We start from the raw sequence: 18,724 nt of genomic DNA on the forward strand, positions 1-18,724 counted from the left end.
CGCAACAAACCCCCAGCGCCGGGAAAGTTCACTCCGCCGGCTGGTTCGGCCCGCCATCCCCCTGATACCCGATGCGGCCGCCGGGCTGGTGGTCCAGCACCGGCTTGCCATCGTCGCCGGGACGATAGGTGAGCAGGCGGCGCGACAGGCGTGGGCCGACCCAGCGTTCGAACCCGATGGCCAGGCTGAACAGGGCCGGCACCAGCACCAGCGTCAGCAGCGTGGACAGGATCAGGCCGCCGATCACGGTGATGCCCATGGGGGCACGCCACGATCCGTCGCCATTCAGCGACAGGGCGGTGGGCACCATGCCCGCGACCATGGCCACGGTGGTCATCACGATCGGCTGAGCGCGCTTGTGCCCGGCGTCGACGATCGCGGTGAACTTGTCGACGCCCTTTTCCATTTCCTCCAGCGCGAAATCGATCAGCAGGATCGAGTTCTTGGCGACGATGCCGAACAGCATCAGCACGCCGATCAGCACGGGCAGCGACAGCGGATTGCCCGAAACCCACAGGGCGATGAACCCGCCAAGCGGCGCCAGCAGCAGCGAGGACAGGTTGACCAGCGGGGCCATCAGACCGCGGTAAAGCAGCATCAGCACCGCAAAGACGAGGAAGATGCCGGACACAAGGGCGATGACGAAGTTCTGGATCATCTCCGCCTGCCACTTGGCCTGCCCGACCTCCAGCTTGCCGACGCCGATCGGCAGGTTCTTCATGCTGGGCAGCTGGTCGATCTTGGCCAGCACCGCGCCGGAGACATAGGGCTTGCCCGTCTTGGGATCGGTGCCAAGGTCGGCACCGATGACCAGGCGGCGCTTCTGGTTCAGCCGGTCGATGCGGGTCGGCCCTGCACCGAATCGGATGTCGGCGACGACGCCCAGCGGCACCGAACCGCCCGCCTGGGTCGGGACGGGCAGGTTGCGGACCGTATCCAGTTCGGCGCGCGAATCCTCGGCCAGCGCGACGCGGATCGGCACCTGACGGTCGGACAGCGAGAATTTGGCGCTGTTCTGGTCGATATCGCCAAGCGTCGCGATGCGGATCGCGTTGGACAGGGCGGCGGTCGTCACGCCCAGATCGGCGGCAATGTCGGTCCGCGGCTGAATGACGATTTCCGGCCGCTGAAGGTCGCCCGAAATGCGCGGGGCGCGCACTTCCGGCATCCGCTCCATCTCGGCCACGATCTTGAGCGCGGTGTCGTTGAGCAGCTTGGGATCATCGCCGCCCAGCACGATCGACATGGCACGGCCGCTGCCGCCCCAGCCGCCCTGTGCGCGCACGTTGACGCGCGCATCGGCGATCTTGTTCAGCTCCGGCGCCAGCTGCTGTTCGAACACCGTGCTGGTCACCGGCCGCTCGTCCTTCAGCATTGCGGTGACGCGGCCATTGCCCACGAAGGTGCGGGCATAGACGCTCTGCACCACGTCATCGCGCTTTTGCAGGATGGTGGAGACCCGGTCGACCACCGCCTTGGTCTGGGCCAGCGTGGTGCCGGGCACCATTTCGATGTTGACCGTGATGTCGTCCTGATCCTGGCTCGGCTGGAAGGTAAAGGGCAGGGGGCCGCCGACTGCCAGGAACATCTGGAACACCAGTGCGATGGCAAAGGTCGCGACCGCGACCCAGCGATGGCGCAGCGTCCATGCCAGTGTCCGGGTGTACAGGTCCATGACCGGACCCTCGCCATGCGTGGCATGGCCCTTTGCCTTCAGGAAATAGGCCGCGATCATCGGCGTCAGCATGCGCGCGACGACCAGGCTCATCAGCACCGACGCAACGACGGTCAGGCCGAAATTCTTGAAGAACTGACCCGAAATGCCGGGCATCAGGCCAACGGGCAGGAACACGGCGACGATCGACATGGTCGTGGCCAGCACCGCGACGCCGATTTCGTCGGCCGCGTCGATCGATGCCTGATAGGCGGATTTGCCCATCCGCATGTGCCGCACGATGTTTTCGATCTCGACGATCGCGTCGTCGACCAGCACGCCCGCCACCAGGCTCAATGCCAGCAGCGTCATCTGGTTCAGCGTGAAGCCCAGCATGTCCATGAACCAGAAGGTCGGGATGGCCGACAGCGGAATGGCCAGCGCAGAGATGGCCGTCGCCCGCCAGTCGCGCAGGAACAGGAACACGACGACGACCGCCAGGCCCGCGCCCTCCAGCATCGCGTGCATGGCGCTGTCATATTGCTGCTTGGTGTATTTGACGCTGTTGAACAGGACGTCGAACTTCACCTTGGGGTTGCGCGCCTCGATCTCGCTCAGCTTCTTCTCGGCTGCCTCGAACACGGCAAGGTCGGATGCGCCCTTGGCCCGCTTGATGTCGAACGCCAGCACCTGACGGCTGTTATATTCGCCCAGACTGCGTTGTTCGGCATACAGGTCGCGGACCTGCGCGATGTCGCCCAGCCGCACGGTGCGCCCGCCGCCGATCGCGATCATGGAATCGGCCAGCGTCTGGGCGGTTGCGGCGTTGCCCAGCACGCGCACCGACTGTTCGGTGCCCGAAATTTCCGTGCGCCCGCCAGCCGCGTTCAGGTTCACCTGGCGCAGCTGCTGGTTCACCTGGCTTGCGGTCAGGCCAAGCGACTGGATCTGCGCGAGGTTCAGGATCACGCGAATCTCGCGCGTCACCCCGCCGACGCGCTCCACACCCGACAGGCCGTCGACGGCAAGCAGTTCGTTGGCGACATTGTTGTCGACGAACCAGGACAGCTGTTCGACCGTCATGTCCGTTGCCGTGACGGTAAAGCTGGCGATATCCTTGTCCGACGTGTTGAACCGGCCCACCTGCGGCTCAAGGATCCCGTCGGGCAGGTCGCCGCGAATCTGGGCAATGGCGTCGCGCACATCGTTGACGGCCCGGTCGATCGGCGTGCCGATATCCAGCTGAATGATCGTCTGGCTGTTGCCTTCGCTGACCGTCGATTCCAGCTGGTCGATGCCCGGCAGGCTGCGCACCGCAGCCTCGACGCGCTGGGTGATCTGCGTTTCCAGTTCGGTGGGAGCAGCGCCCGGCTGGCTGATCGAAATCCAGACGATCGGGAAATCGATGTCCGGCTCGTTATTCACGTCCATGCGGATGAAGCTGACGATCCCGGCGATGGTCAGCGCGATGAACAGCACGATCGGCGGCATCGGATTGCGGATGGACCAGGCCGAGATGTTCCGAAAGCTCATGATAGGGTTCCGATTCGCTTGCTCATCCTAGGGCGACGTGGGCGGATTACTTCGCCTTGCCGTCCTGTCCATTCACCAACTGGGCGTTCACCTTCTGCCCCGGATTCAGGAACGCGCCGGCGCTGACCACCACGCGCTCTGTCCCGTCCAGGCCGGATGCGATCAGCACGCCGTCGTCCGACACCGCACCGGTGCGGATATCGCGGCGCACGACCGTGCCCGATCCATCGACGATATAGACGAAATTGCCCTTGCCGTCGCTCTGCACCGCCGATTGGGGCAGGCGCGGGGCCACCGATGCGCCCGACTGGATGCGGGCGGTGGCAAAGCCGCCGGGACGCAGCGCCTGATCATAGGACAGGGCAACCCGCACGATCCCCTGACGCGTTTGCGGATCGATCACGGGCGACACCTGCCACACCTCGCCGCGATAGCTGCGCTCGCTGCCGACCGGGGTGACATCGGCGGGTACGCCGGTGGTGATGCGGGTCAGGTCCGCCTCGGACAGGCGCACCTGCATTTCCATCTGGCCGCCCTGTGCCATGCGGAACAGCACGCCGCTGCCCCCGGACACGATCTGGCCCGGCTCGACCGCGCGCGACAGGATCAGGCCGGCGGCAGGGGCGCGGATATCCAGCCGGCCATTGCGCGCGCGTGCTTCGTCCAGCTGTGCTTCGGCCACCCGAACCCGGGCGACGGCGGAATCGCGCGTCGCCGTCCGGCGATCGATATCCGCCTTTGAAATGAAGCCGCGATCCACCAGCTGCAGCGCGCGGTCCAGCTCTGCCTGCGCCAGCTGGGCGTCGGCGCGGGCGACGCGGATCTGCGCGGCCAGCGATTCGGCGGTCTGGGACTGGACCGACCGGTCGACCGTCGCCAGCACCTGTCCCGCCGCAACCCAGGTGCCGGCATCCACCAGCACGCGCGTGACCAGGCCACCCTCGCCCGCCACGCCGACGGGCAGTTCGCGGCGCGCGGCGATCGATCCGGTGCCACTGATCACCCGGGCCACGGTCTGCTGACCCGGCACCATGACGCTGATCGACGGCATGGCGCCGCTGTCGTCGCCCTTCGCTGCCGCCCCCGGCGCCTTTTCGGCGTCCTTGGCACCGCCGCCAAGGGCGAACCACGCGATCAGGGCAGCCACCACCACGGCGACGGCGACGCCAATGATGATCCAGCGGCGGCGGCCCTTACGCTCGCTGCCATCCTCGATCAGATAGGGCGTCGCATCTTCCGTCATGGTACGTTTATCGAAGTTCATCCGGCACTTCCCTGCACGGCCCCCCAAGGCCAAATGTCTGTCATGCTGTATTATATGAATATATCACCCCGCTCAAGCGGGCTTTTTTGGGATTTGCGACCCGTCTTCTTACCGCGCTCGGCATGGCCCCGGCAATGGCGTAAACCATTGCGCCGACAAAACGTCTTGCCACCGGGACCGTAACGACACAGCATCGCGCCCACCGGACGGCCACGATCGGAGCCTGAGGGGTGAACGGGGAGAACGGGGGATGCCGGATTCATTTCTGGGATGGCTGCTGATCGGATTGGTCGCCGGTGCGATTGGCAAGGCCGTCATGCCCGGGCGCGACCCCGGCGGCCTGATCGTCACCATCCTGATCGGTATTGCCGGCGCGCTGATCGGCGGGTTCCTGGCGCGGCTCGTCGGGCTGGAGGCGACGGGCTGGTTCACCAGCTATCTGATCGCGATCGGCGGTTCGGTGCTGCTGCTCTGGCTCTATCGTCAGGTCGTCAAGCGGCGCATCTGATCCGGCGGCCGTTCATCCGCCGTAGCCATGCCGCGGCTAAAGCCTCTGCGATGCGGGTGACCGAATGCTGCACCCGCCAAGGAGGATGACAATGAACCGTTCGCTGCCGCTGCTGTTTGGCACTGCCCTGATGGCCCTGCCCGCCGCCGCCCCGTTGCATGCCCAGACGATGGCCGGGCCGATTGTCCCGGTTGACGGCACGGTTCTGGACGTCGTGGCTGAAGGACGGGTGACGCGCACGCCCGACATCGCCATCGTTCGCGCCGGGATCGTGACTCAGGATGCGAATGCTGCCGCTGCGCTGAAAGCCAATGCGGCCCGCATGACGGCGGTGCTGGCAGCGGTGAAAAAGCTGGGCATCGCGGATCGTGACGTCCAGACGTCACAGATCAGCCTGCAGCCGCAATATCGCTATGCCGAGGGGCAGCCCCCGGTCATCACCGGCTATCAGGCGACGAACCAGCTCACCCTGAAACTGCGCGATGTGGCCCGGGCCGGGGCCGCGCTCGACGTGCTGGTGGCACAGGGTGCCAACACGATCGAGGGGCCCACCCTGATGATCGACGCCGCCGACGCCGCGATGGACGAGGCGCGGACCGACGCCGTGCGCCGCGCCCGGGCGCGTGCCGACCTTTACGCGCGGGCAGCCGGGCTGCGCGTCGATCGGATCCTAGTCATTTCCGAAGGGGCTGCACCCACCCCCGGCCCGGTGCCGGTGATGATGGCCCGGATGGAATCCGACAGCAGCAGCAAGATCATGCCCGGCGAACAGTCGGTCGACATGACCGTGTCGGTCCGGTTCCTGCTGAAATAAGGGGATACGAAAAAGGGCGGCACTGCCCATCCCGGCAGTGCCGCCCGTTTTTTCGTCGTCCGATGATTAACGGACGCGGCCGCGACGGGCCAGGTTGATCAGCGCCAGCAGGATCAGCGCGCCGATGAACGACCACAACAGGCCCACCGGGCTCCACGCGGTCAGCGTCGAGCCATAGCCGAACATGCCGCCGACGACGTTACCGATGAACGATCCGATGATGCCGACGACGATGTTCAGCAGGATACCCTGCTGCGCGTCGGTGCGCATGACGATGCTGGCCAGCCAGCCGATGATTCCGCCCACGATGATGGCGACGATAATTCCCATTTCCCGTCCCTCCTGATGAACGGTTCGCCGCATGACGAACCCTGGGGCATAGGACGCCTCCGGGACGATAAGGTTCCGGGCGCGGCTGAAACGGAACCGGCCCGCCATCCGGTGGGGGAGGGCGGGCCGGCAGATTTCGGTGCTGATTCCGACTGGGATCGAGGTCAGAATTTCTGTTGCCGCTCGTACAGCGATCGATAATGCTGAATGCGCGTGACGCGCAGGCCGGGCATCCCGACACGATCGATCGCGCGCTGCCATGCGGCGAATTCCTCCACCGTCAGGCCATAGCGTTCGCACACCTCGTCGACGGTCAACAGCCCGCCATTCACCGCGGCAACAACCTCTGCCTTGCGGCGCACGACCCAGCGGGTCGTGTTGGGCGGCGGCAGCGTGTCGAGCGTCAGCGGCTCCCCTAGGGGTCCGATCACCTTTGCTGGCCTGATTTTCTGGTTCTCGATCATGTTTCCTCGATCGGGGGCGGGGGCCCCCCTCTCAAACGCTAAAAACGACCATTAGGCGGCGGACTTGAACATCGATTAAAACGGCACGGTAAATGCCGGCTTCACCTCTTTGCCGGCGTGCGCCGATGCAAAGGGGCGAAGGACGCGGGCCGGATGGGCATCCAGTCCGCGAAACCGGCCATCGGCGGGGCGCAGCGGACGACCGCTGACCGGTGCCGACAGTCGGGCCTGCACCCGCGCGGTCGGGCTTGCGGCCTGACGGCTGACGATCCCGACCAGCATCACCGAAAAGTCGGGACACCCCGACGGATCGGGCCGTGCTTCCTTGATCCGCAGCCATTTGGGATCGAGGGTCATCGGGGGCGGTTCGTGCATCACCATTGGGCGGGGATAACGGGAAAACACTGAAAACCCGGTAAAGGGCCGGGAAAGAATCCGGTTTGGGCTTTGCCGATCCGCTCTGACGCGCCTATCTGCGCCAGCAATGTCGCTTGATCTGTTCCAGCTTGCCGGCCCTGCCAGTGCCCGCCGCATCGTCGTCGCCATGTCGGGCGGGGTCGATTCGTCGGTGGTCGCCGCACTGGCTGCGCGCACGGGGGCAGAGGTGATCGGCGTCACCCTCCAGCTGTACGATCATGGCGAGGCGGTGGGCCGGGCGGGCAGTTGCTGTGCCGGACGCGACATTCGCGATGCGCGCGCGGTGTGCGACCGGCTGGGCATCGCGCATTATGTCCTGGACCACGAATCGAGCTTTCGCGAACAGGTGATCGACGATTTCGCCGACGAATATCTGGCGGGCCGGACGCCCATTCCGTGCGTCAAATGCAATATGGGGCCAAAGTTCACCGACCTGTTCAAGGTGGCGCGCGACCTGGGTGCCGATTGCCTGGCGACCGGCCATTATGTCCGCCGCGTCATGGGTCCGGGCGGCGCGGAACTGCATCGTGCGGTCGATCCGGCGCGGGACCAGAGCTATTTCCTGTTCGCCACCACGCAGGACCAGCTGGATTACCTTCGCTTTCCGCTGGGGGGCATGGAAAAGCCCGCGGTGCGCGCGCTGGCCGCCGAGCTGGGGCTGGGCGTGGCGGGCAAGCCGGACAGCCAGGACATCTGTTTCGTGCCGGATGGCGACTATGCGTCGCTGGTCAAGAAGCTGCGGCCCGATGCGGTGCGCGGCGGCGAGATTGTCGACCGGGCGGGCCGGGTGCTGGGCACGCATCGCGGCATCATCCATTTCACCGTCGGCCAGCGCCGGGGGCTGGAGATCGGCGGCACTCCGGAGCCGCTGTACGTCCTGGCCGTCGATGCGGAAACGGCACGGGTCGTGGTCGGGCCGCGCAGCGCGCTGGCGGTTTCGGCGGCGCGCATTTCGGGCATCAACTGGCTGGCCGGGGACGATGACGGCCCGGCAATGGTCAAGGTGCGGTCGATGGCCCGGCCGGTGCCGGGGCGGCTGACCGGTGACCGGGTGATATTCGACGCGCCCGAATATGGCGTGTCGCCGGGCCAGGCGGCCGTTCTGTATCGCGGCGACCGGGTGCTCGGCGGCGGCTGGATCGAGGAGACGGAGGCGGCAGAGGCCATCGCCGCCTGACCTGTCAGAACCGGTTGTCGCTGTACAGCGCGGCGACATCCTCGTCCCAGGCGCGCTGATAGCGTTCGAGCAGCTGTTCCGCCGGCACCTTCCCCTTGCGCACGATGTCGCGCAGCGGATCAAGAAAGCCCGTCTCGTCACTGCCGCCCGCATCGGTGCGCCCGCGCGCGGACAGCCCGGCATGGGCGATATCCAGCACCGCGCCGGCAATGTCGCGCAGCGTCCGTCCGCCGGGCAGCGGCGCGTTCAGCCCCAGTTTCGGCACCGAGTCGCGCAGCGTCTGACGATCCTCGATGCTCCATCCCTTGACCAGGTCCCATGCCGCATCCAGCGCGCCCTGATCATAGAGCAGGCCGACCCACAGCGCGGGCAGCGCACAGATCCGGCCCCATGGCCCGCCATCCGCACCGCGCATTTCAAGGAAGCTTTTCAGCCGTACCTCCGGGAAAGCGGTCGACAGATGATCGTTCCAATCGTCCGTCGTCGGCAATTCGCCCGGCAGGACCGACAATTCGCCCTTCAGGAAATCGCGGAAGCTAAGGCCCGCCGCGTCGATATAGCGCCCGTCGCGATAGGCAAAGTACATCGGCACATCGAGCGCATAGTCGGCATAGCGTTCGTATCCGAACCCGTCCTCGAACACGAAGGGCAGCATCCCCGTGCGCGCCGGATCGGTGTCGGACCAGATATGGCTGCGATAGGACAGGAAGCCGTTGGGCTTGCCTTCGGTAAACGGCGAATTGGCGAACAATGCAGTCGCCAGTGGTTGCAGCGCGAGACTGACGCGGAACTTCTGCACCATGTCCGCCTCGCTGGAATAATCCAGGTTGGTCTGGATGGTGCAGGTGCGCAGCATCATGTCGAGGCCCAGCGTGCCGACGCGCGGCATGTGGCGCAGCATGATCGCGTACCGCCCCTTTGGCATGATCGGCAATTCGGCGCGCGTCTTGTCCGGCCACATGCCAAGGCCCAGAAAGCCGAGGCCCAGCCGGTCGCCCACCGCCTTGACCTGTTCCAGATGGCGGCCGGTTTCGGCGCAGGTCTGATGCAGATTGTCGAGCGGCGCGCCGGACAGTTCAAGCTGCCCCGCCGGCTCCAGGCTGACATTGCCGTCGGGTCCGGCCAGCGCGATGACGTTGCCGCCCTCTTCGATGGGGGTCCAGCCGAACTCGGTCAGACCATTCAGCAGGTCGCGGATGCCGCCGGGTTCGTCATAGGCGGGCGCGCGCAGATCGGCGGTGCGATAGACGAACTTTTCATGCTCGGTCCCGATGCGCCAGCGATCCTTGGGCTTTTCGCCCCTGGCAAAGGCCGCGATCAACTGGGCGCGGTCGGTAATGACCGGCGCGTTGCTATCCGAAACCGTCTTGGTGCTCATCGCGCCCCCCTAGAGCGACACAGATGGGGTCGCCAGCAGGAATTTGCCAACGGGTCGGTGCAGGCGCGAAAGGTTGCGAAAGTGACACTACGTCGCAGCCGGACGTCGATGGTGCGAGGCTGTGCGGCGACGAACGGGGCGGGGGAGTGGGCGACGCGGCGCATGGGTGGAGCGAAACACCGGAAATCCTGCATTCCAGTGGTTTTCCGGGTGGCCACTATGGGACGCGAGAAACACGAAGCGATGATGAACCGCAACCTATCGGGGGGCGCCACGGCGTCCACTATAACACTGTCGATCTCGGCGCTTAAGGCGTATCGCGCAATGGGATGAAGGACATCCACATTTTGGCCCAAGCATCTTGTACACCCGCAACGCTCATCGCGTGGCCCAGTGCTTCTTGGATCGGTATTGGCGTTTCGCAAGGCCCAATGATAACTCTGTTTATGAGCGTGTCCGGCGCAGCTCCTACAACACCCGCGTCAGCGTCATCTTTGAGCGCCAACTTTACCACACGCTGTGGCACTCCACTCACTATCTCGGTCGAAATATCTAACCACGGCGAACTGCCGTCGATTGAAGGTGAGTGAAATACCCGCCATTCACGTTCTTCTTTGAATCCAGGGTGCTTCGTAGCGAGTACAAACGATCTAAACGCGTAGAAAAATAGATTGAGAACTAGCTGACGATCAACCTTCGATAAAAGATCGCCAACGTCCATTATCGATGCCACCCAAATCTGAAACCACTCCACGAATTGTTGCTGATCTCTATAAACAACCGGCATTGAGTAAACAGCCATCTGTTCAGTTTCTGACAGAAACGCTGTTGTGTTCAGTACCAAGGCTACGCCTGAACGCCTGCCATATGCTCGCCACATAGAGAGCCGTCCATAATAATCCTCTTCGTCATCATGCTCGGAAAGGCAGATAATGTAGGTATCATCTATCATACCTTTGGCATGGCCGTTGAAATATTCCTCTAGCTCTGTCTTAATTACTTGCCAGTTATTCTTCAGCCACTTTTGAAGACTTTCTCCAGCAATGGACTTCCAAGCTGCCTGCAAACATTCCAGCCCATGCCTCATTTCGGAGTAATCGTTCATCAGGTGAGCGTTTCTCAGCCAAACCTGCTTTCCCGATATAATCTTGTACGCGTTTTCAGCAGACGTGTAGTGTACAAGCCGAGAGCCGCCTTTGAGACGTTCGATAGCGTCCATCATGTGCGAAGCAAAAACATTCAAAAATGCTTGATCGTCGATAGGTTTCGCTAACGGCTCGATTGCTTGCATTTCAGTTTGCCCTCCTGCCCCCTACCAATCCCCCGCCGCTGCCATCCATAGGCCGACCGCCGCTGCTGCCGCCGTCTCCGCGCGCAGGATGCGGGGGCCGAGGGTGATGCCGACCGCCGCCGGACAGGCGCGAATGGCCGCGCGTTCCTCGTCATCGAAACCGCCCTCCGGCCCGATCAGGATCGCGGCCGGGCCGGGGCGCGCCTGCATCGCTGTCAGCGCGGGTTCGCCGCCCGCCTCGTCAGCAAAGAACAGGTGGCGCTCCGGCGGCCAGTCGCGCAGCATCGCCGTCAGCTTGACCGCCGGGTCAAGCGCGGGGAGCGCGGTGCGGCCGCATTGCTCGGCTGCCTCGATCAGATGCGCGCCCAGCCGTTCGGGGTTCAGCTTGTCGACGACGCAGCGCCGGGTCAGCACCGGCACGATCCGGTCGACGCCCAGTTCGCACGCCTTTTCCAGCGTCCATTCCATGCGCCCCTTCTTGATCGGCGCGGCGCACAGCCACAGGTCGGGCACCGGCTCGCGCGGGCGGAGCAGCGTGCTGATGGTCAGCGTCACGCGCCGCTTCGCCACGTCGGCGGCCACCGCCAGCCACTCCCCCGTGCGATTGTCGAACAGCTTCACCGGATCGCCGGGCGCCATCCGCATCACCTGCCCCAGATAATGGGCGGCATTGCCGTCAAGGGTCAGCGACATCCCCTCGCTCAGCGGCTGATCGACGAACAGGCGCGGGGTCGATTGCGGCGGCCAGGCCGGGGTGGCCACCATCAATCGTCGGTCCGCGATGCGTAGAACGCCGCCCGTTCCGCATCGGTCAGGGGCAGGGGCATGGCGCGTCCGTCCCGCGCGCTGTCGAACGCGGCCTCGATCACCGCCATCACGGCCAGCGCCTGAACCGGCGGCACGGGATTGGCGGCGGTGCCCCGGATGGCATCGCGCAGGCCGGCATAGAAACGGCGCTGATCCCCGGCGGGCACGCGGGCATGGACGGGTTCGCCCGCCCCGTCGAAATAGACGAGCGGATCGGCATCCTGGCCCCAGCCCGGCGCGCCCGGCGTCATGCCCGAGCGCAGCTGCGCTTCCTGCGGGTCCATGCCTGCCTTGACGATGCTGCCGCCCGTGCCGTGCAGGGTAAAGCGCGCCGCGCCGCCCGCCACCAGCATGGACGCGTGGAGCACCGCCCGCGCCTCGCCATAATCCAGCACGGCATGGGCCCAGTCATCGGCCTGTCCGCCGTCGCGGGCGATGGCCAGGCTGGCGCTGACCCGGTCGGGCAGGCCCATCAGCAGCAGCGCCTGATCCACCAGATGCGGGCCAAGATCGTACCAGATGCCGCCCCCCGGCCCCGCGCGTTCGCGCCACCGGTCGACCACATCCGGGCGATATCGGTCGAAATGCGCCTCAAGATGCGTCAGCCGCCCGATCAGGCCGTCCTGCACCGCCTGCGCCACGCCCAGATAGTCGCTGTCCCAGCGGCGATTGTGAAACACGGCACAGGTGACGCCCGCCTCCTCCGCCGCGGCAATCACGCCGCGCGCCTCGTTCAGCGACAGGGCGAACGGCTTGTCGATCACCACATGGGCGCCCGATGCGATGGCGGCATGGGCCAGCGGGGCATGGGTATCGTTGGGGCTGGCAATGACGATCAGGTCAAGGTCGCGCCGCGCGATCAGCGCCTCTGCCGTCGGTTCGACGATCAGGCCGGGAAAATCCACCGCCACCCCTTCGGGCCGGGATGATGCGATGGCGGTCAGCTCCAGCCCCTCGGTCGCCGCGATCAGGGGCGCGTGAAAGGTGCGCCCGGCAAAGCCATAGCCGATCAGACCGACGGAAAGGGGGGCATCGTCCATCCCCTTTCCCTAGCGCGGCGGGCGCGGGCGTCAAAGGTGGCAACGCAACCTTGTCCGGGCGAAAGCTGCCCTGGGCTGGCCTTTCCCCGCAGGGCGAGCCAGAGCAGTTGCGCGCAGTGCAACCATGACGGGGGGAAGCATCCGATGATCCGATGGTTCAGGCCGATGCTGGCCGGGGCGCGGCAGGGGGACCGGATGATCGCCGGGTTCGGTGCGGCGTTCGGCATCGCGATGACCGCGCTGATCGGGATCGCGGCCGGGCTGTCGCCCGACCTGCTGCCCGTCATCGTCGCGCCAATGGGGGCGAGCGCGGTGCTGATCTATGCCGTGCCGACCAGTCCCTTGACCCAGCCATGGCAGGTGATCGGCGGCAACAGCCTGTCCGCGCTGTGGGGGCTGGGCGTCGTCGGCCTGGTCCCGCATCCCGCGCTGGCCGCCGGAATCGCGGTGGGCGGCGCGATCCTGATCATGTCAGCGACGCGCAGCCTGCATCCGCCGGGCGGGGCATCCGCGCTGACCGCCGTGATCGGGGGCAAGGCGGTGGTGGCGGCTGGCATGGCCTTTCCGCTGCTGGTGCTGATCAACAGCGTGTCGATGGTGGTCATCGGCCTTGCCTTCCATCGCCTGATTTCCGACCATGCCTGGCCGCATCGGCCCGCCCCGCCCGCCGCAGCCCCCACCCTGCGCCGCGCCGACATCGACGCCGCGCTGGCCGACATGGGCGAGACGTTCGACATCGCACCCGCCGACCTTGCCGCCCTGCTCGACCGGGCAGAGGCCCATGCAAAGGGGCGGGGATGAGCGGAGCCATGACCAGCTGCTGATACCGGGGGCCGGTCGAGGCGTGCCCGTGCTGCGCCACGCACTGGCCCCCGGTGCGCCGGTGTGGCAACAGGCCGGTTCATGACGGCGACCATCACCCCGGACAGCGAACATCGCGGCCTGATCGCGCTGCTGCCCGCGGCCGCGCGGCCCTATGCCTTGCTGGCGCGGCTGGACCGGCCGATCGGGTGGTGGCTGCTGTTCTGGCCCGGCGCATGGGCAGTGGCGCTGTCGGGTCAGGCGGTGGCGCGGTGGGACCTGATCCTCTGGCTGCTGCTGGGCAGCATTGCCATGCGCGGCGCGGGCTGCGTCTATAACGACATTGTCGACCGCGATCTGGACGCGCGGGTGGAACGCACGCGCAGCCGCCCGCTGCCCAGTGGTCAGGTGTCGGTGCGCGCGGCGTGGGGCTGGCTGGTTGCCCTCGCGCTGACCGGCCTGATCGTGTGGTTCCAGCTCGGCTGGCCCGCGCGGATCGTGGCGCTGGCCAGCCTGGCGCTGGTGGCGGCCTATCCGTTCATGAAGCGGATCACCTGGTGGCCGCAGGCATGGCTGGGCATCGTGTTCAGCTGGGCCGCGCCGGTCGCGTGGATTGAAACTTCGGGGGCGGCGGATTGGGCGGGCATCCTCCTTTATCTGGGCAGCATCGCCTGGGTCATCGGATATGACACGCTCTATGCGGTGCAGGATGTGGAGGACGACGCGCTGGCCGGCATCCGTTCGTCCGCCCGCGCGCTGGGGCCGCGGGTGCGGGCGGGCGTCGCGGTCTGTTACGCGCTGGCGCTGGCGGCGTGGGGTAGCGCGATCTGGCAGGTGTTCGCCAACCCCCTGGCGATTGCCGCGCTGCTTCCCGCCGCGCTGCACCTGATTTGGCAGGTCGCGACGCTGGACCGGGCCGATCCGATGAGCGCGCTGGTCCGGTTTCGCTCGAACCGCAACTGCGGCGCGCTGATCTTCATGGCGATGCTGGTGGTGGGACAGGCGAGTATTGTTTGAGGCGGCACCGGCCCGCTCCTCCGCCCCGCCACCCATCGACAGGATATTCTGAAATGGGCGGCGGGACGGGGGAGCGGGCCGGTGCCGGTCACGCGCAATGGCGCGTCAGACGCTCCGCCGCCCCAGTGCTTCGGCGGCCTCGGCCATCAGGGCCGCGATGATCTCTGCCACCGGTTCTTCCTTCGTCACCATGCCGACCGACTGACCGGCCATCAGGCTGCCATTTTCGACATCGCCGTCGATCACCGCGCGGCGCAATGCGCCCGCCCAGTAATGCTCGATCTGCAACTGCGCCTCGGCCATTTCGACCGCGCCTGCATCCAGCGATGCCGCAACCTCGCGCTGCTTGGCGGTGAACAGTTCCGTGCCCTTGTTCTTCAGCGCGCGTACGGGGATGACGGGCAGGCGGGGGTCCACCTGAACGCTGGCCACCGCATCGCGGGCGCTGGCGCGGAAAAACGCCTTCTTGAAATCGGGATGCGCGATGCTTTCGCTGGCACAGGCAAAGCGGGTGCCCAGCTGAACCCCCGCCGCGCCCATTTCCAGATAGCTGGCGATCGCGCCGCCGCGCCCGATGCCGCCCGCGACGAACACGGGCAGCTGTTCGGCCACTTCGGGCAGGATTTCCTGCGCCAGCACGCTGGTCGACACCGGGCCGATATGGCCGCCGGCCTCCATCCCCTCGATCACCAGCGCATCGACGCCGGTGCGGATCAGCCGCTTGGCCAGCACCAGCGCGGGCGCGAAGCAGATCACCTTTGCGCCCGTCGCCTTGATCGCCTCCAGCGACCCTGCTGGGGGCAGGCCGCCCGCCAGCACGATATGCCCGACGCCGTGGCGGCCGCACACCGCGATCAGATCGAACAGTTGCGGGTGCATGGTGATCAGGTTGACGCCGAACGGCTTGTCCGTCAGCGCCTTTGTAGCCGCAATCTCCCGGTCGAGCAGGTCGGGGCTCATCGCGCCGCACGCGATCACGCCGAACGCGCCGGCGTTCGAGATGGCGGACACCAGGTTGCGTTCGGACACCCAGGACATCGCCCCGCACAGGATCGCCGTTTCCGTGCCCAGAAATTCGGCCCCGCGCGCCATCAGCGCCTTCAGGCGCGCTGCGCCCGCATCAATCGTCTCGCTCATCGCCGCGCCCTAGCCGGAGGCGGGGCTGGTCGGCAAGTCGGGGTGCCTGGTCATCCACCCCACGTTCGCACTGAGGAGCCGCGTCAGAGGCGTCTCGAAGTGCCTGGGACTGTGCTTCGAGACGGGGCTGCGCCCCCTCCTTAGCACGAACGGGGTTGGGCGAGCGGGGTGGCGATCCCGCAATCCTCCCCTGTCAGGGGAGGTGGCAGGCCGAAGGCCTGACGGAGGGGTGTCCACCTCTAGATAGGCGTTCACCTCTCCGCCAGCATGTGTGGCGCTGCCACTGCTCGGTAAGCTAGCTATTCTTGGAATGTAGCCTCAAGTGTTTCGTCAAAAAGACGTAACGTTTCCTGAACTTGAGCAAGGTCTCCTGGTAGAAAAAATTGGTCAGGATGTTCGTAACGCAGCCAATGGGAAAGGTATGGCTGATGCATAATTTCTACCAAATTGCGAAGCGCAGTCATATCATGATCGAAATTCCCCCTCTCGATGCGATCAAGCGCATCAAGGAGATTGTGGCCTAAACGTTTGAGGTCATTCGGAGAAATTTCTACTTCAACCAAACAGACTGCCGCTTTAAGCATAAGTTCAAGTCCAAGCCCCAGCAGATAATGGGTGGACAGAGAGAAGGTGCCATTAAAGGCAAAGTGTTCTGGATCTTCCAACCCACGCTCTTCAGCGTATCGAATTGATGCCCGATATAGCTCAAAGGCCGACAATGCGTGGGACCTCCCCACTTGATAGAGCTGCAAGGCAATTTCTCTGGTCATGCTATTTGGATAGACGGCCTTGATGTTTATCAAAAGCCGCCAGTGGCAGAACCATTCATCATTGGTCGCGCCCACCGGCGTGCCGCCGGCGGTCACCACCTAACGCACCGCGCGTGGCGGCTTGAGCCACAGGATCACCAGCCGCCGCCCCTTCACCCGAACGGTTGGGGACAGTGGCGGGAATCGGGAAAACGTCGTCGGGCTTTCGGCCGCCGGTTCAAGCGACGATTTCTTCCGGCGCGTCGAGGCCATAGGCGGTGTGCAGCACGCGGACGGCGAGTTCGGTGTAATCTTCCTCGATCAGCACGCTGACCTTGATCTCGCTGGTCGTGATCGCCTGAATGTTGATGCCGCGTTCGCCCAGCGTCTTGAACATCGTGGCGGCGACGCCCGCATGGCTGCGCATCCCGACACCGACGATCGTCACTTTGGCAACGCGGGTGTCGTGGCGCAGCGCGCCATAGCCGATGCGGTCCTTGCCCTTTTCCAGCACGTCGAGCGCGCGGGCCAGTTCGGCATTGGGCACGGTAAAGGTCACGTCCGTCGATCCCGCCTCATGCGCGATATTCTGAACGATCATGTCGACATTGATGTTCGCCTCGGCCAGCGGATCGAAGATCGATCCGACCGCGCCCGGCCGGTCGGGCACGGCGGTCAGCGTCACCTTTGCCTCGTTCTTGTCGTGCGCGATGCCGGTGATCAGTTGGCGTTCCACGTCGTCAATCTCCTCTTCGCCGACGATCAGCGTGCCGGGTTCCGGGTCGTCGGTCGCGTCCACAAAGCTCGACAGCACCTGGACGCGCACATTTTCCTTCATCGCCAGACCGACCGAGCGGGTCTGGAGCACCTTTGCCCCGACGCTCGCCAGTTCCAGCATTTCCTCGTACGTCACGCGGCGCAGCTTGCGCGCGCGGGGCACGATGCGCGGGTCGGTGGTATAGACGCCGTCGACATCGGTATAGATGTCGCACCGGTCGGCCTTCATCGCCGCCGCCACCGCCACGGCAGAGGTATCCGACCCGCCCCGGCCCAGCGTCGTCACCCGGCCGGCGTCCGTCATCCCCTGAAACCCCGGGATCACCGCGACATTGCCGGCGGCCAGCGATGCGTTCAGCGCATCGGTGTCGATCCCGCCGATCCGCGCACTGGCATGGGCATCGTCGGTGCGCACCGGCAATTGCCAGCCAAGCCAGCTGCGCGCGGGCACGCCGATCGCCTGAAGCGCGATTGCCAGCAGGCCGCTGGTCACCTGTTCGCCGCTGGCCACCACCACGTCATATTCGGCACGGTCGTACAGGGCGGACGCCTCGCGGCAGAAGTTCACCAGCCGGTCGGTTTCGCCCGCCATGGCCGATACGACGACGGCGACCTGGTTGCCGGCCTCCCATTCCCGCTTGACGCGGGCCGCCACGATGCGGATGCGTTCGATCCCGGCCATACTGGTGCCGCCGAACTTCATCACGATCCGCGCCATAATCTTTCGCCAAACGCCTCTTTGGAGCAATGGGGGCGCCTGATAGGAGTGTCCCATGGCAAAGGCAAGCATCGCAACCCCGTCCAGCATCGACCCCAAAGAGGCCGCGCATTTCGGCACGCTGGCCGCTGACTGGTGGAACCCCAGGGGGTCAAGCGCGATGCTACATCGCCTGAACCCCGTCCGCCTCGCATTCGTGCGGGAATCGGTGGATGCGCACTGGCCGGACGGCGCGGGCGGCTTTACCCCGCTGGCGGGCAGGCGCGCGCTGGATGTGGGGTGCGGCGCGGGGCTGATGTGCGAGCCGCTGGCCCGGATGGGTGCGGCGGTCACGGGGCTGGACGCGGCGCCGGAGAATATCGGCGCGGCCAGCGCGCACGCCGCCGCCATGGGCCTGTCCATCGATTACCGGGCGGTGGGGGTGGAAACGCTGGCCGATGGCGAGCGGTTCGACCTGGTCACCGCGATGGAGGTGATCGAGCATGTCGCCGATCCCGCCGCATTCGTCGTGGCGCTCGCCCGCGTGCTGGCACCGGACGGGCTGATGATCGTTTCCACGCCGAACCGCACGCCGCTATCGCGGATCGGCATGGTGGGCGTGGCAGAGGCGACGGGCATGATCCCGCGCGGCACGCATGACTGGGACAAGTTCCTGACCCCGCCGGAGCTGACCGAAATGCTGGAGGGCGCAGGACTGGCGGTATCGCCGCCGCGGGGCATCGCCTGGTCCCCGGTTCGCGGGCTTCATCTGGGCGATGACTTGGCGCTCAACTATATCGTCAGCGCACGGTTCGTCGCGTGAAGTGAACGCAGTGCTTGCAACGGTCGCATGACTGTGTCGGTATGTC

18 protein-coding genes are annotated in these 18,724 nt (G+C 65.8%); 6 read left to right on the forward strand and 12 right to left on the reverse strand.

Annotated elements, in window-relative coordinates; translation table 11 throughout:
* Nucleotides 1-28 precede the first annotated feature (28 nt).
* Complete coding sequence (locus ACNI3Q_RS07275; RefSeq protein WP_426275296.1) at nucleotides 29-3,187, reverse strand: efflux RND transporter permease subunit; 3,159 nt, start codon at nucleotides 3,185-3,187, stop codon at nucleotides 29-31.
* Between the two features lie 46 nt (nucleotides 3,188-3,233).
* Nucleotides 3,234-4,451 carry an efflux RND transporter periplasmic adaptor subunit gene (locus ACNI3Q_RS07280; RefSeq protein WP_426275298.1) on the reverse strand — a complete coding sequence of 406 codons (1,218 nt, stop codon included), beginning with the start codon at nucleotides 4,449-4,451 and terminating at the stop codon, nucleotides 3,234-3,236.
* Nucleotides 4,452-4,701: 250 nt separating this feature from the next.
* Here ACNI3Q_RS07280 and ACNI3Q_RS07285 point away from each other — a divergent pair, with 250 nt between their 5' ends.
* Complete coding sequence (locus ACNI3Q_RS07285; RefSeq protein ID WP_426275300.1) at nucleotides 4,702-4,959, forward strand: GlsB/YeaQ/YmgE family stress response membrane protein; 258 nt, start codon at nucleotides 4,702-4,704, stop codon at nucleotides 4,957-4,959.
* Between the two features lie 85 nt (nucleotides 4,960-5,044).
* The gene (locus tag ACNI3Q_RS07290; protein ID WP_426275302.1) at nucleotides 5,045-5,773 is read left to right on the forward strand and encodes an SIMPL domain-containing protein; all 729 of its coding nucleotides are present in this window, start codon (nucleotides 5,045-5,047) and stop codon (nucleotides 5,771-5,773) included.
* A 66-nt stretch (nucleotides 5,774-5,839) separates the two neighbouring features.
* Here ACNI3Q_RS07290 and ACNI3Q_RS07295 read toward each other — a convergent pair whose 3' ends face one another.
* The 3 genes from ACNI3Q_RS07295 to ACNI3Q_RS07305 form a co-directional block, all read right to left on the reverse strand.
* On the reverse strand, nucleotides 5,840-6,103 hold the full coding sequence (locus ACNI3Q_RS07295) for a GlsB/YeaQ/YmgE family stress response membrane protein (RefSeq protein WP_426275304.1): 264 nt from the start codon (nucleotides 6,101-6,103) through the stop codon (nucleotides 5,840-5,842).
* 164 nt (nucleotides 6,104-6,267) lie between these two features.
* The gene (gene sciP / locus ACNI3Q_RS07300; RefSeq protein WP_260021090.1) at nucleotides 6,268-6,567 is read right to left on the reverse strand and encodes a CtrA inhibitor SciP; all 300 of its coding nucleotides are present in this window, start codon (nucleotides 6,565-6,567) and stop codon (nucleotides 6,268-6,270) included.
* Between the two features lie 75 nt (nucleotides 6,568-6,642).
* On the reverse strand, nucleotides 6,643-6,924 hold the full coding sequence (locus tag ACNI3Q_RS07305) for a hypothetical protein (protein WP_426275306.1): 282 nt from the start codon (nucleotides 6,922-6,924) through the stop codon (nucleotides 6,643-6,645).
* Between the two features lie 127 nt (nucleotides 6,925-7,051).
* Between ACNI3Q_RS07305 and mnmA the strand changes: the two genes are divergently transcribed.
* A complete protein-coding gene (gene mnmA, locus ACNI3Q_RS07310; RefSeq protein ID WP_426275308.1) occupies nucleotides 7,052-8,161 on the forward strand; it encodes a tRNA 2-thiouridine(34) synthase MnmA in 1,110 nt (369 codons plus the stop codon).
* Between the two features lie 4 nt (nucleotides 8,162-8,165).
* Here mnmA and ACNI3Q_RS07315 read toward each other — a convergent pair whose 3' ends face one another.
* The 4 genes from ACNI3Q_RS07315 to ACNI3Q_RS07330 all read right to left on the reverse strand — a co-directional run bounded on the left by ACNI3Q_RS07315 (nucleotide 8,166) and on the right by ACNI3Q_RS07330 (nucleotide 12,677).
* Nucleotides 8,166-9,539 carry a glutamate--cysteine ligase gene (locus tag ACNI3Q_RS07315; RefSeq protein WP_426275310.1) on the reverse strand — a complete coding sequence of 458 codons (1,374 nt, stop codon included), beginning with the start codon at nucleotides 9,537-9,539 and terminating at the stop codon, nucleotides 8,166-8,168.
* A 307-nt stretch (nucleotides 9,540-9,846) separates the two neighbouring features.
* On the reverse strand, nucleotides 9,847-10,830 hold the full coding sequence (locus tag ACNI3Q_RS07320; protein WP_426275312.1) for a DUF2971 domain-containing protein: 984 nt from the start codon (nucleotides 10,828-10,830) through the stop codon (nucleotides 9,847-9,849).
* Between the two features lie 21 nt (nucleotides 10,831-10,851).
* Nucleotides 10,852-11,595 (reverse strand): 16S rRNA (uracil(1498)-N(3))-methyltransferase, encoded by a 744-nt coding sequence (locus ACNI3Q_RS07325; protein ID WP_426275314.1) that lies wholly within the window; start codon nucleotides 11,593-11,595, stop codon nucleotides 10,852-10,854.
* The gene (locus tag ACNI3Q_RS07330) at nucleotides 11,595-12,677 is read right to left on the reverse strand and encodes an oxidoreductase (protein WP_426275316.1); all 1,083 of its coding nucleotides are present in this window, start codon (nucleotides 12,675-12,677) and stop codon (nucleotides 11,595-11,597) included. Before ACNI3Q_RS07330 ends, ACNI3Q_RS07325 begins: the two co-directional genes overlap by 1 nt.
* Before the next feature lie 144 nt (nucleotides 12,678-12,821).
* Here ACNI3Q_RS07330 and ACNI3Q_RS07335 point away from each other — a divergent pair, with 144 nt between their 5' ends.
* Nucleotides 12,822-13,478, forward strand: coding sequence for an HPP family protein (locus ACNI3Q_RS07335; RefSeq protein ID WP_426275317.1), 657 nt, complete (start codon nucleotides 12,822-12,824; stop codon nucleotides 13,476-13,478).
* Nucleotides 13,479-13,580: 102 nt separating this feature from the next.
* The gene (ubiA, locus tag ACNI3Q_RS07340; RefSeq protein WP_426275319.1) at nucleotides 13,581-14,495 is read left to right on the forward strand and encodes a 4-hydroxybenzoate octaprenyltransferase; all 915 of its coding nucleotides are present in this window, start codon (nucleotides 13,581-13,583) and stop codon (nucleotides 14,493-14,495) included.
* Nucleotides 14,496-14,600: 105 nt separating this feature from the next.
* On the opposite strand, the gene ACNI3Q_RS07345 is transcribed toward ubiA, so the two are convergent.
* The 3 genes from ACNI3Q_RS07345 to ACNI3Q_RS07355 all read right to left on the reverse strand — a co-directional run bounded on the left by ACNI3Q_RS07345 (nucleotide 14,601) and on the right by ACNI3Q_RS07355 (nucleotide 17,876).
* Nucleotides 14,601-15,632: an NAD(P)H-dependent flavin oxidoreductase gene (locus ACNI3Q_RS07345; protein ID WP_426275321.1), complete on the reverse strand. Its 1,032-nt coding sequence runs from the start codon at nucleotides 15,630-15,632 to the stop codon at nucleotides 14,601-14,603.
* 299 nt (nucleotides 15,633-15,931) lie between these two features.
* Entirely contained in the window at nucleotides 15,932-16,498 is a 567-nt protein-coding gene (locus tag ACNI3Q_RS07350) for a hypothetical protein (RefSeq protein WP_426275323.1), read from the reverse strand.
* A gap of 121 nt (nucleotides 16,499-16,619) precedes the next feature.
* The gene (locus ACNI3Q_RS07355; RefSeq protein ID WP_426275325.1) at nucleotides 16,620-17,876 is read right to left on the reverse strand and encodes an aspartate kinase; all 1,257 of its coding nucleotides are present in this window, start codon (nucleotides 17,874-17,876) and stop codon (nucleotides 16,620-16,622) included.
* 55 nt (nucleotides 17,877-17,931) lie between these two features.
* On the opposite strand from ACNI3Q_RS07355, the gene ubiG reads away from it, so the two are divergent.
* Entirely contained in the window at nucleotides 17,932-18,678 is a 747-nt protein-coding gene (gene ubiG, locus ACNI3Q_RS07360; protein ID WP_426275327.1) for a bifunctional 2-polyprenyl-6-hydroxyphenol methylase/3-demethylubiquinol 3-O-methyltransferase UbiG, read from the forward strand.
* The last annotated feature ends 46 nt before the right edge of the window (nucleotides 18,679-18,724 follow it).

The sequence above is a fragment of the Sphingomonas eleionomae genome, assembly GCF_049889035.1.
Lineage (GTDB): Bacteria > Pseudomonadota > Alphaproteobacteria > Sphingomonadales > Sphingomonadaceae > Sphingomonas.

Coding starts and splice junctions, on each gene's coding strand:
- ACNI3Q_RS07280 (WP_426275298.1), bottom strand. CDS start 4,451: ATGAACTTCGATAAACGTACCATGACGGAAGATGCGACGCCCTATCTG.
- mnmA (WP_426275308.1), top strand. CDS start 7,052: ATGTCGCTTGATCTGTTCCAGCTTGCCGGCCCTGCCAGTGCCCGCCGC.
- ACNI3Q_RS07315 (WP_426275310.1), bottom strand. CDS start 9,539: ATGAGCACCAAGACGGTTTCGGATAGCAACGCGCCGGTCATTACCGAC.
- ACNI3Q_RS07320 (WP_426275312.1), bottom strand. CDS start 10,830: ATGCAAGCAATCGAGCCGTTAGCGAAACCTATCGACGATCAAGCATTT.
- ACNI3Q_RS07335 (WP_426275317.1), top strand. CDS start 12,822: ATGATCCGATGGTTCAGGCCGATGCTGGCCGGGGCGCGGCAGGGGGAC.
- ACNI3Q_RS07355 (WP_426275325.1), bottom strand. CDS start 17,876: ATGGCGCGGATCGTGATGAAGTTCGGCGGCACCAGTATGGCCGGGATC.
- ACNI3Q_RS07295 (WP_426275304.1), bottom strand. CDS start 6,103: ATGGGAATTATCGTCGCCATCATCGTGGGCGGAATCATCGGCTGGCTG.
- ACNI3Q_RS07330 (WP_426275316.1), bottom strand. CDS start 12,677: ATGGACGATGCCCCCCTTTCCGTCGGTCTGATCGGCTATGGCTTTGCC.
- ubiA (WP_426275319.1), top strand. CDS start 13,581: ATGACGGCGACCATCACCCCGGACAGCGAACATCGCGGCCTGATCGCG.
- ubiG (WP_426275327.1), top strand. CDS start 17,932: ATGGCAAAGGCAAGCATCGCAACCCCGTCCAGCATCGACCCCAAAGAG.
- ACNI3Q_RS07325 (WP_426275314.1), bottom strand. CDS start 11,595: ATGGTGGCCACCCCGGCCTGGCCGCCGCAATCGACCCCGCGCCTGTTC.
- sciP (WP_260021090.1), bottom strand. CDS start 6,567: ATGATCGAGAACCAGAAAATCAGGCCAGCAAAGGTGATCGGACCCCTA.
- ACNI3Q_RS07285 (WP_426275300.1), top strand. CDS start 4,702: ATGCCGGATTCATTTCTGGGATGGCTGCTGATCGGATTGGTCGCCGGT.
- ACNI3Q_RS07290 (WP_426275302.1), top strand. CDS start 5,045: ATGACAATGAACCGTTCGCTGCCGCTGCTGTTTGGCACTGCCCTGATG.
- ACNI3Q_RS07275 (WP_426275296.1), bottom strand. CDS start 3,187: ATGAGCTTTCGGAACATCTCGGCCTGGTCCATCCGCAATCCGATGCCG.
- ACNI3Q_RS07305 (WP_426275306.1), bottom strand. CDS start 6,924: ATGACCCTCGATCCCAAATGGCTGCGGATCAAGGAAGCACGGCCCGAT.
- ACNI3Q_RS07345 (WP_426275321.1), bottom strand. CDS start 15,632: ATGAGCGAGACGATTGATGCGGGCGCAGCGCGCCTGAAGGCGCTGATG.